This window comes from Rhodococcus sp. WWJCD1 (assembly GCF_002258735.1).
Taxonomy (GTDB): domain Bacteria; phylum Actinomycetota; class Actinomycetes; order Mycobacteriales; family Mycobacteriaceae; genus Rhodococcoides.
Window position 1 is genome coordinate 55,903 of the sequence record NZ_NOXY01000033.1, and the last position, 10,356, is coordinate 66,258.

10 protein-coding genes are annotated in these 10,356 nt (G+C 63.7%); 6 read left to right on the forward strand and 4 right to left on the reverse strand.

The features are described 5' to 3' along the window. Positions 1 to 132: 132 nt before the first annotated feature. Both CH286_RS26450 and CH286_RS26455 read right to left on the reverse strand, forming a co-directional pair. The gene (locus CH286_RS26450; RefSeq protein ID WP_094610870.1) at positions 133 to 432 is read right to left on the reverse strand and encodes a DUF4342 domain-containing protein; all 300 of its coding nucleotides are present in this window, start codon (positions 430 to 432) and stop codon (positions 133 to 135) included. Between the two features lie 40 nt (positions 433 to 472). Next, a complete protein-coding gene (locus tag CH286_RS26455; RefSeq protein ID WP_094610871.1) occupies positions 473 to 1,384 on the reverse strand; it encodes a universal stress protein in 912 nt (303 codons plus the stop codon). A 196-nt stretch (positions 1,385 to 1,580) separates the two neighbouring features. Between CH286_RS26455 and CH286_RS26460 the strand changes: the two genes are divergently transcribed. The 4 genes from CH286_RS26460 to CH286_RS26475 all read left to right on the forward strand — a co-directional run bounded on the left by CH286_RS26460 (position 1,581) and on the right by CH286_RS26475 (position 5,792). Next, positions 1,581 to 2,249 (forward strand): response regulator, encoded by a 669-nt coding sequence (locus CH286_RS26460; protein WP_094610872.1) that lies wholly within the window; start codon positions 1,581 to 1,583, stop codon positions 2,247 to 2,249. Continuing rightward, entirely contained in the window at positions 2,242 to 3,948 is a 1,707-nt protein-coding gene (locus CH286_RS26465; protein WP_094610873.1) for a sensor histidine kinase, read from the forward strand. The genes CH286_RS26460 and CH286_RS26465 overlap by 8 nt, the downstream gene beginning before the upstream one ends. A 120-nt stretch (positions 3,949 to 4,068) precedes the next feature. Beyond that, a complete protein-coding gene (locus CH286_RS26470; protein WP_094610874.1) occupies positions 4,069 to 4,911 on the forward strand; it encodes a universal stress protein in 843 nt (280 codons plus the stop codon). Continuing rightward, entirely contained in the window at positions 4,908 to 5,792 is an 885-nt protein-coding gene (locus tag CH286_RS26475; protein WP_094610875.1) for a universal stress protein, read from the forward strand. The genes CH286_RS26470 and CH286_RS26475 overlap by 4 nt, the downstream gene beginning before the upstream one ends. 11 nt (positions 5,793 to 5,803) lie before the next feature. Here the strand turns inward: CH286_RS26475 and CH286_RS26480 are convergent, their stop codons facing one another. After that, entirely contained in the window at positions 5,804 to 8,194 is a 2,391-nt protein-coding gene (locus CH286_RS26480) for a phosphoketolase family protein (protein ID WP_094610876.1), read from the reverse strand. Continuing rightward, positions 8,191 to 9,069, reverse strand: coding sequence for a universal stress protein (locus CH286_RS26485; RefSeq protein ID WP_094610877.1), 879 nt, complete (start codon positions 9,067 to 9,069; stop codon positions 8,191 to 8,193). The genes CH286_RS26480 and CH286_RS26485 overlap by 4 nt, the downstream gene beginning before the upstream one ends. A gap of 150 nt (positions 9,070 to 9,219) precedes the next feature. On the opposite strand from CH286_RS26485, the gene CH286_RS26490 reads away from it, so the two are divergent. After that, positions 9,220 to 9,615 (forward strand): DUF6153 family protein, encoded by a 396-nt coding sequence (locus tag CH286_RS26490; RefSeq protein WP_094610878.1) that lies wholly within the window; start codon positions 9,220 to 9,222, stop codon positions 9,613 to 9,615. 81 nt (positions 9,616 to 9,696) lie between these two features. Beyond that, on the forward strand, positions 9,697 to 10,314 hold the full coding sequence (locus CH286_RS26495) for a DUF305 domain-containing protein (RefSeq protein ID WP_094610879.1): 618 nt from the start codon (positions 9,697 to 9,699) through the stop codon (positions 10,312 to 10,314). The last annotated feature ends 42 nt before the right edge of the window (positions 10,315 to 10,356 follow it).

A 10,356-nucleotide genomic window follows, 5' to 3' on the forward strand; every position in this document is an offset into this window, starting at 1 on the left:
TCAGCTCCCGCGAACGAGTCGGTAGACGGTCCACTCGAACCACGACAAATTCGATCGGTCGAACGTCCCTACCAATATTGTTGTTGCCGTTGCAATCATCATGTCCTCGGGTGTCGAGTGGCGTGCGCGAAATCAGGCCGTGGGCAGTCGTTCATCGATGCGATGGACCTCGATGGTGCAGTCGTCGACCACGGCGGCGATTGCGGCGATTGCGGCGACCGCAACGAGGACGGGTGCGACGATCGTGACCGCAACCCCAGCAGTCACCGGTATCTCGACGATGATGTGACCCTGGTCGTTTTTCACCACGATCCGCCGGATGTTGCCGTCGTGTAGCAACTTCTTCACCGTCTCGGTCAGCTTCGCGCCGCGCACCTGGAGGGTGTCGATCGGGGGAGTGGTTCGCGACTTGTCGTTGATGGGTTCGTTCATGGCAACAGCCTGCTGGGCGGCGTGTGGTCCGCGTAGGGCCTTATGGCACCTGCTCGGCGGCAAATGCTGTCGTCGATGGGTTGCGGGCAGCATCGGGAACTACGGTCACCGAACACGATGCGCGAGCAATGACCGTTCGGCTGGTGGAGCCGAGCATCATTCCCGGGAAACCTCCGCGCCCGTGACTGCCGATCACGAGAAGTTGGGCGCCCTGCGCGTGATCGAGGAGTGCCCGTACCGGCCGGTCCTTGACCACTGCCGTTCGTACCGACACCATCGGATAGCGACGTGTGTGCGGCTCGAGAATCCGGGCGAGCTGATCTGCCGCGGCGGGCCGATTGGCCGGCCATTCCAGTCCCCGTATCGGAACCCCGACCGTCAGATCCGCGTCGGACCAGCTGTGCACCGCCGTGAGCGGTGCCGATCGAACGTCGGCTTCTTCGAAGGCCAGCTCCAGCGCCGCAGCGCTCGCCTTCGTGCCGTCCACCCCCACGACCACCGGATGAGTGGCGTGATCCAGGCCTTCCCCCTGCCAACCGCGGACGACCGTGACCGGGCATCGAGCATGAGTGGTGACGGCGAAACCGATCGACCCGAGCGATCGTTGCTCGGTGCCGCCGAGGCCCCTGGTGGCGATCACCACCATGCGAGAAGTCGCGGAGAGTTCGAGCAGCGTGGCAACCGCCGAGTTCTCTGACGAGACGCTGACCGTCGCGCTCTCGAGGGCCGCGAGCTCCGCGGCCTCGTCCAGAATTCTTCTGATCTCCGATCTCGATTGCTGCACAACGGGTTCGGGCAGAATGCCCACCCCCGTCAGGGCCTTCGGCAGCGAAATCGCCGAGACCAGAAGCACATCGGACAGGTGTAGCCGTGCGTCACGAACTGCCCAGCGCACGGCATCCAAGGATGCAGCTGATCCGTCGACTCCGACGACGGTCGGTAGTGAACCCATCGAGTGACCTCCTCGGTCGTGGTGTCGGATCCTTCATCAGACGCCTCGCACAGCATCGGGCGCGGCAGGACAACAACACCGACACAAAGGACTTTGGTCTCCCATTTCGGTGACGAAAGGTCAGGTTGGCCGTGCCCGCGACACGTAGGCTCAGAAGTCGAGGCGTCCACTGTGGACGCAGTTGAGAGGTGCCGCCGTGGTCACGGTGTTCTTGGTGGACGATCACGAGATCGTGCGACGCGGTCTGATCGACCTGATCGACTCCGATCCGGACCTCGAGGTCATCGGTGAAGCGGGCAGTTGCGCCCAGGCCCTGGCCCGTATTCCGGCCCTGCAGCCGGACGTTGCCGTGCTGGACGTGCGCCTGCCGGACGGCAACGGCATCGAACTGTGCCGCGAACTTCTCGATCGTCTGCCGAATCTCAAGACCATGATGCTCACCTCGTTCACCGAGGATCAGGCCATGCTCGACGCGATACTCGCAGGCGCGAGCGGCTATGTGGTCAAGGACATCACCGGCATGGAACTGACCCGAGCGATCAAGGACGTCGGTTCCGGTCGGTCGCTGCTCGACAATCGTGCAGCAGCGGCGCTCATGGACAAACTGCGGTCCGGAACGGCGACCCCCGGACCTATCGACCACTTGACCAGCCAGGAGCGCACCTTGCTGGATCTGCTGGGTGAGGGCCTGACGAACCGACAGATTGCCGCCCGGATGTTCCTGGCGGAGAAGACGGTGAAGAACTACGTGTCGCGGCTGCTCGCCAAGCTCGGCATGGAACGTCGCACCCAAGCTGCGGTGTACGCGTCGAAACTCGCCGATACCGCTCCGGCGACAGGGCAACCGGGGCCGCGTGATGGGTGATCGACATGAAGATTCCGGATTGTCCTTGCCGCAGCTGCGGCTCGGTGAGTTGTTGGCCGAGGTCCAGGACCGGATAGGCCAGATCGCCGATGCCCGAGTTCAGGCCGACGGTCTGCTCGATGCCATGCTCGTCATCACCTCCGGTCTCGATCTGGAAGTCACGCTGCGCTCGATCGTGGAATCGGCCGTCGAGCTCGTCGACGCTCGATACGGTGCCCTCGGCGTACGGGGCGACGGTCATGGTTTGAGCGCGTTCATCAATCACGGCATGGACGAGGACACCCGCGTCGCCATCGGCCCACTTCCCACTGGCCGCGGGGTGCTCGGACTGTTGATCGACCAGCCGAAAGTGCTTCGCCTCGACGACCTCTCGGCACACCCGGAGTCGGTGGGATTCCCGGCGAACCATCCACCGATGAAAACGTTTCTCGGCGTACCGATTCGCGTGCGCGACGAGATATTCGGCAATCTTTACCTCACCGAGAAGAAGAACGGTAAGCAGTTCACCGAGGACGACGAGGTCGTCACGAAGGCGCTGGCGTCCGCCGCCGGTATCGCCATCGAGAATTCTCGGCTGTACGAGGACTCACGTCTACGTCAGGCCTGGATGGAGGCAACTCGAGACATCGGCACCGAGCTCCTCGCCGGCACGGATATCGACGAGGTACTGCAGATGGTGTCTCGTAAGGCGTTGCACCTCACCGGTTCCGATGCGGCGTTCATCGCGGTACCCGAGGACGCCGACCAGCCGTTCGAGGATGTCACAGAACTGGTCGTCACGGTCGGCGAGGGACTCGGATCCGACCGCATTGTCGGAGCAGTCATCCCGATCGAGGGCTCGAGCTCGGGTTTGGCTTTTCGACGTCGAACGGCGTTGCGAAAGGAGCGACTCGAGTACGGGGCGAAGGGATTGGACTCCGCCTTCGGGCCCGCGCTGATTTCACCTTTCCGCGTCGCCGAGGGCGTCAGTGGCGTCCTCGTGATGCTCCGCACCGAGGGTCGGGGACCGTTCGACGACTCCCAACTGGAATTGGTCTCGAACTTCGCGAACCAGGCCGCGTTGGTGATGCAGATCGCCGATGCCAGCCGCCGGATGCACGAACTCGAAGTGCTCTCCGACCGGGACCGCATCGCACGCGACCTGCACGACCACGTGATTCAGAGAATTTTCGCTGCCGGCTTGGCTTTGCAGAGCACGCTGCAGCGCACCGAATCCGAGGACATCAGGCAGCGGTTGTCGCGAACGATCGACGACCTGCAAGACACGGTGCAGGACATCCGGACAACGATCTTCGACCTGCAGAGCACATCCCACTCGGCAACACGGTTGCGTCAACGCATCAACGCGGCGGTACTCGAACTCACCGAGAACGTTCCTATCCGTGCCGTCGTTCGGATGTTCGGGCCGTTGTCGGTCATCGACACCAAGCTCGCGGACCACGCCGTTGCCGTCGTCCGCGAGACGGTCAGCAACGTTGTTCATCACGCTCAGGGCGACACGGTGACCGTCACTCTGTCGGTCGGCAACGACTTGCAGATCGTCGTGTCGGACAATGGGATCGGTATGCCCGAGGACACCACTGCCAGTGGACTGTCCAATCTCGATGCCCGTGCAGTCGAATGCGGCGGGTCGATGATCATCGGACCAGGCTCCTCCGGAAGCGGCACTGACGTGACGTGGTCCGTACCGCTGCCCTGACGGGTGCAGTCGTTCGTCACCACTTTCGGTGACCTCCGACCGCTGCGTCGAGCGAGGTTGCGCTCGTAGCGTTCTCCGTGAAGGTGCCGAACCTTTCGCCGCACCACCGAGAGGAACCCGATGAACATCGCACACACCACCGGACCCGTTGTGGTCGGAATCGACGGATCGACGGCCGCACTCGACGCAGTCCGCTTCGCAGTCCGAGAGGCGCGCGGGCGTGGAACGTCGCTGCGACTTGTGCACGTGATCGAACCCCACCTGCAGCGCGAAACGGTGTACGGGGCACCCGACGTGGACGGTGATTACGCGCGCACCGTCTTGGATCAGGCCGCGATCATGGCGAAGACGAGCGATCCGACCATCATTGTGGAGGCCATTGTTCTGCAGGGAAGCCCGGAAACCGTGATGTTGTCCGAAGCCGCGTCCGCTTGTCTGATCGTCTTGGGCACCACGACCGAGAATTCGCTCGCTGCATGGGTTCTCGGATCCATGGTGCACGCGGTTGTCGAATGCTCTCCGAACCCCGTGGTGATCGTGCGTACCTTCGATTCCGAGCGCGGCGGCGCAGTCGTCGCCGCTCTGGGAGACGTCAAGGTCTCGGCATCGGATGTCGTTGTGGCGCAGGCATTCCACGAAGCGTCGATGCGCGGGGTCAGCGTGTTGGCCGTGCACACCCAGACGGTCTCGACCATTTTGGCCAGCGCCATCAGTGGTCCGGTCGACCATCTGCACCCCGAATCGGCGATGGACGTCCGGTTGGAACCCTTCGGTGCGGACTACCCCTCGGTACGAGTGGCGTCGGTCTACGCCGAGGCAGATTCGGGATCGGAACTGGTCGCGGTGTCCGATACCGCGCAGTTACTGGTGGTGGGACACGAACGCGACCGCGTACCGGGAAGCACGTTGACGACGGTCCTGCGGCATGCCAAGTGCCCTGTCCTCGTCGTCCCGCACGCATGAGTACCCGTAGTTCGTCTCCGGTCGTCGTCGGTGTCGATGGCTCCAGTTCGTCTCTCGACGCGGTCGGCTGGGCCGCACGTGCGGCCGAATTGCGCGGCATACCGCTGAAACTGGTGTCCGCCTATCAGGTCAAGGCCCTGTACACCAGTTTCGTTGCGCTCCCGTCCCATATCGGCTCCGCGGAGCATGCGGCCGCAGAGTCGATTCTGACGTCGGCGTCGCTGGTGGCGAGGCGATCGGTCGAGAATCCGAACGCACTGACGATCACGACCGAATCGATTGTCGGACCGACCATTCGGTCCATGCTCGACGAGTCTTCGGACGCTTCGATGATGGTCGTGGGCTCGCGCGGCAATGGCGACTATTTCGCGGAACTGCTCGGCTCGGTGAGCACGGCGGTAGCCGTGCAGGCGCAGTGCCCGGTGGCTATCGTGCCGGGAAGCGTCGAGTTGCATTCGGCACGAGGTCCGGTAGTCCTCGGAGTCGACGTGTCGGCGCACAACCAGAAGGCCGTTCGGTTGGCCTTCGAGGAAGCCTCGCTACGGCATACCGGACTGCTTGCAGTGCACGTGTCGACCGATGAGCTCGTCTCGTCACCCGATGCGTCCGCGGCTGACAGGTCCGACGCGATCGTGTTCAACGGACGCACGGTGCTCGCCGAGAGCCTGTCCGGCTGGAGCGAGCAGTATCCCGACGTAGCGGTGGAACGAACAGTACTGCGCGGCAACGTTGTCGAGATCATCCTCGAGGTGTCGTTGCGCGCGCAGGCTGTCGTCGTCGGATCGAGTGGACGCAGTGGCTTCAGCGGTCTGCTGCTCGGGTCCACCGTCCGGTCACTGGCCCACCGTGTCGACTGTCCATTGATCGTCGCTCGCGGGTAGCTGCCGATCCGTCACGACCACCGCCATTCGCGAATCTCGGGGAGATCCTCGAAATGTTCTCGAATGTAGGTGTCGTGTCGGGTCAGTTGGTCTTGGCAGAACTGTCGAAGTTCCGCGCCACCGTCCGGTTCGCTCGATGCGCGATCGAGAGCTTCGAGGGCCAGATGGTACCGACTGATCTTGTTGAGCACGACCATGTCGAAGGGTGTTGTGGTGGTGCCCTGTTCGATGAAGCCACGAACATGGAAACGCTGGGCGTTCGGGCGACCGTGCAGTAACTGGTGCACTGCTCGTGGGTAACCGTGAAACGCGAAGACGACATCGACCGCGTCGGTGAACAGATCGACGAACTGTTCGTCGGAGAACCCGTGCGGATGATCGACGACGGGCAGTAGGGCCATGAGGTCGATGACGTTGACCACGCGAACCCGTAGCCCGGGTGTCCACGTACGCAGAAGGTCTGCGGCCGCGAGGGTCTCCTCGGTCGGCACATCGCCGGCGCACGCCAACACGATCTCGGGATCAGTTGACGCGTCGGTGTTCTCGGTACCGGCCCAATCCCACCGCGATGCACCGGCTGCTGCATGCGCGCGAGCCTCGGTGAGCGTCAGATACTGGGGATGGCTCTGCTTGTCGACCACCAACACGTTGACGTGACCTCGGCTGCGGAAGCAGTGGTCGGCGACGGCGAGCAGCGTATTCGAGTCCGGCGGAAGCCATACGCGAACCACTTCGGGGGCCAATGGGATCACCGCGTCGATCAGGCCGGGACCTTGGTGGCTGAACCCGTTGTGATCGTTGCGCCAACACGTGCTGGTGAGCAACACGTTCAGTGACGCGACAGGCGCTCGCCAGGGGAGAGAGCTCGCGTGCTGCAGCCACTTGGTGTGCTGAATCAGCATCGACACACTCACCATGGCGAAAGCCTCGTAGCTGGCGAACAATCCGTGCCGTCCCGACAACAGGTACGCCTCCAGCCAGCCCTCGCACAGATGCTCGCTCAGGACTTCCATGACGCGGCCGTCGGGGGCCAGGTTGTCGTCGAACTCGGTTGTCGGCAGCTGCCAGCATCGGTCGGTCGCCTCGAACACGGCCTGGAGTCGGTTGCTCGCAGTCTCGTCGGGGCAGAACAGACGAAAGTTACCTCCGCCGTTGGGTTGTGCGTTGTCGAGGTAGATGTCGCGCATCATCTCTCCGAGTACCGTGGTCGTCTCGTGCGAGGTGCGCCCCGGGGATTCGACGGTGAGTGCGTACTGCTCGAGCTCCCGAATGATCAAGGGTTGCAGCAGTAGACCGCCGTTGGCATGGGGAGTGGCCCCGAGCCGTGCGTCTCCTGTGGGAGTGAGTTCGCGGATGGACGTCGCCGGCGTGCCGTTCTCGTCGAAGAGGGATCCGGGATCGTACGAGAGCAGCCACTTCTCGAGCTGCGCAAGATGCGACGGATTCTCACGAACACCGGACAGCGGCACCTGATGGGCCCAGTGGGTTCCCTCGATCAGTTTGCCGTCGACCTCGTGTGGTCCGGTCCAACCCTTCGGGGTGCGCAGCACGATTGCGGGCCACTCGATGCCGTGGTGCGGTTCGCCGGCGCGGGCGGCATGCTGAATTCTGCGGATCGTGTCGTGGGCGCGAGTGAGAGCGAATTCCATCGCCGGGAACACCTCTCGCGGATCGTCGCCCTCGACGAAGATCGGAGCCCAGCCCTGACCACCGAGATAGTCGGCAATCGACTGGTCGGTGCTGCGCCCGAGCACGGTTGGACCGGAGATCTTGGCGTCGTTGAGATGCAGGATCGGCAGCACTCCACCATCGCGAATTGGATTGAGAAAGGCCGGAATCTTCCACGAGCCCGACAGCGGTCCGGTTTCGGCCTCACCGTCGCCGACGACGCAGGCGACCACCAGATCAGGGTTGTCGAATGCTGCACCCGCGGCGTGGATCAGTGCATAGCCCAGTTCGCCGCCCTCGTGGATGCTACCGGGGGTCTGCACGCTCACATGGCTCGGAATGCCTCCAGGAGTGGAGAATTGGCGGCACAGACGACGCACACCGTCGTTGTCGAGTGAAATGGCCGGGTAGATCTCGCTGTATGTACCTTCGAGGTAGGTATTCGCGACCAATGCCGGGCCGCCGTGGCCAGGTCCGGTGACATAGAGCCACTCCGAACCGGTTCGGCAGATCAGACGATTGATCAGCGTGTAGATCATCGACAGTCCGGGGCTGGTGCCCCAATGCCCGAGTAGCCGGGGCTTGATGTGCTCCACGGTCAGAGGGTGCCGTAGCAACACGTTGTCCTGCAGATAGATCTGCGCCACCGTGAGGTAATTCGCCGCCGCCCAGTAGCGTAGGTCCACGTCGAGTTCGCCGGAGCTGTAGGTGGTTTCGGTAGTGGACGCGCTCATCGGTTCGTCGGCACGACGACGACGGGAACATCGACCGAGTGCAGCACCGCGCGGGAGGTGGAACCGAGAAGCATCGAGGCAAAGCCGCCCCGGCCACGGCTACCGACCACGATCAGCTGCGCGTTCTCGGACGCGCGGACCAGTTCACGAACCGGCCTGTCCTGAACCACCACTCGCCGGATTCCGACGTCGGGGTAGTCGATCGACCACCCCGCCAGGCTCTCGGCCAGCGATGTCTTCTCGGCGAGTTCGGAATCGACCCACGGACCCTCGTCGTCACGCGTCAGGACGCTCCCGAGTTCGAGGTCGCTCCAGGCATGTACCGCAACGAGATCGACGCCTCGCATCGACGCTTCCCGCAACGCGAACCCGATGGCGGGCTGGCTGTTGGACGTGCAATCCACACCCACGACGACCGGACCGTCGCTGACGATGTTCGACTTGATCACTGCAACGGGGCATTTCGCGTGCGACACGACGGCGGTACTGACCGACCCGACCAGGCCGCCGGTGAACTCGCCCAGGCCTCTCGAACCGACGACGATCAGCGCCGGCGCGACATCGAAGTGCGTCAGATTGCGAGCAGCCGAGCCGTGTTCGAGACGAGTGTCGAGAATCAGCGAATTGCCTGCCGCGGTCTTGTGCGCAACGTCGACCGCGGCGGTCAGGACCCGCTTGGCCTCGACATCCGGATCTGCGAAGGCCCCGATGCGGAGGCTGATGACATCGCCGTAGGTGCCGGGCGCGAACAGTGACGACGTGACCAACTCGAGCGGGGCGTGGCGTCGAACGGCCTCGCGTGTTGCCCAGCGGACCGCGTCCAGCGATGTGGCAGATCCGTCGACTCCGACGACGACTCGGCTCGATGCATTCATGATGTGTTCCCGTCCATTGACTTCTCGTGTGCCGATACGCCTCGAGCATGGCTGGATCGGACCCCACACCGACAGAGGCGGAAGTCCCTCGACTTCGGGCGGAAGTCCCGCAAGTTACCCCCCGGGGGTATCGCTGCTATCGTCGGTGGCATGCACTCAGTGGATCGACACGGCCGCCGGGGCCGTGCCGTGGTGACGACAGTGCTGATCGCTGTGTCGATTTTCGGGGTGCTCCTCATGCACTCGGTGACACCGACAACATCCATGAGCGGGGCCCATTCCGCCATGGCGTCGGTGTCCCACCACGGGAGCGTGGATCAGGTAGCGGCCGCTGAGCCCGATTGTCCGTCGGCACATCAAATGATGCATCCCTGTGCAGGAACCACGGCGTCGTGGCCCGCCCTGTCGGGACCCATGGCCGGCAACGCCATCGACGTCACGTACACGAGCGTGGAGGGCATCGGTGGTCGTGTCCAGTTCGCCTCGGAGCGGGCACCGCCCTGGACTCTGTGGGAGCTGGACCGATCGGTGACCTTGCGAGTGTGACAGGGAGCCCGGTGGGCACGCGACCCGGCGGATCGACAGATCTCAGTTACCTGTTTCAACCTCTCGTGCAAGGAGATTCACATGCATACCAAGCTTGTCGCTTCATTGGCTACTGCCGCCGTCAGCGCGCTTCTCATCGCCGGCTGCAGCAGCGACACCTCGTCGGATTCCACGCCGACGGGGAGTTCGTCCTCGCCCGCCTCGTCATCAGCATCGGCGAACGTGTCCGAGGTGTTCAACGATGCCGATGCGATGTTTGCGCGAATGATGTACCGGCATCATGCGCAGGCGGTCGAGATGGCCGCGATGGCCGCGGGTCGAACCGACAACCCCGAGATCTTGACGTCGGCGTCGGCGATCGAGGCGGCGCAGCAGCCCGAGATGGATCGAATGACCGCGTGGCTCACCGAGTGGGGCCAGCCCGCACCCTCGTCCGACATGGGTGAGATGAGCGGAATGGACCACAGTTCGGGCATGGGCATGATGTCCCAACAGGACATGGATGCGTTGACTGCTCTGTCGGGTGCGGAGTTCGACCGCCAGTGGCTGACGATGATGATCGAGCACCACGAAGGCGCAATCGAGATGGCGAACACCGAAATCGCGGACGGCTCCAACGCGGACACGCAGCAGATGGCTCGCGCGATCGTGGCAACTCAACAGCAGGAAATCGACACCATGCGAGGGTTGCTCGTCTGATCCGAACCGATGTCGAGTGCCGCGCCCTCTCCTCGGGGGTGC

Excerpts from the sequence above, each read along its gene's own strand:
- CH286_RS26465 (WP_094610873.1), top strand. The coding sequence starts at position 2,242 with ATGGGTGATCGACATGAAGATTCCGGATTGTCCTTGCCGCAGCTGCGG.
- CH286_RS26490 (WP_094610878.1), top strand. The coding sequence starts at position 9,220 with ATGCACTCAGTGGATCGACACGGCCGCCGGGGCCGTGCCGTGGTGACG.
- CH286_RS26495 (WP_094610879.1), top strand. The coding sequence starts at position 9,697 with ATGCATACCAAGCTTGTCGCTTCATTGGCTACTGCCGCCGTCAGCGCG.
- CH286_RS26470 (WP_094610874.1), top strand. The coding sequence starts at position 4,069 with ATGAACATCGCACACACCACCGGACCCGTTGTGGTCGGAATCGACGGA.
- CH286_RS26450 (WP_094610870.1), bottom strand. The coding sequence starts at position 432 with ATGAACGAACCCATCAACGACAAGTCGCGAACCACTCCCCCGATCGAC.
- CH286_RS26485 (WP_094610877.1), bottom strand. The coding sequence starts at position 9,069 with ATGAATGCATCGAGCCGAGTCGTCGTCGGAGTCGACGGATCTGCCACA.
- CH286_RS26455 (WP_094610871.1), bottom strand. The coding sequence starts at position 1,384 with ATGGGTTCACTACCGACCGTCGTCGGAGTCGACGGATCAGCTGCATCC.
- CH286_RS26480 (WP_094610876.1), bottom strand. The coding sequence starts at position 8,194 with ATGAGCGCGTCCACTACCGAAACCACCTACAGCTCCGGCGAACTCGAC.
- CH286_RS26475 (WP_094610875.1), top strand. The coding sequence starts at position 4,908 with ATGAGTACCCGTAGTTCGTCTCCGGTCGTCGTCGGTGTCGATGGCTCC.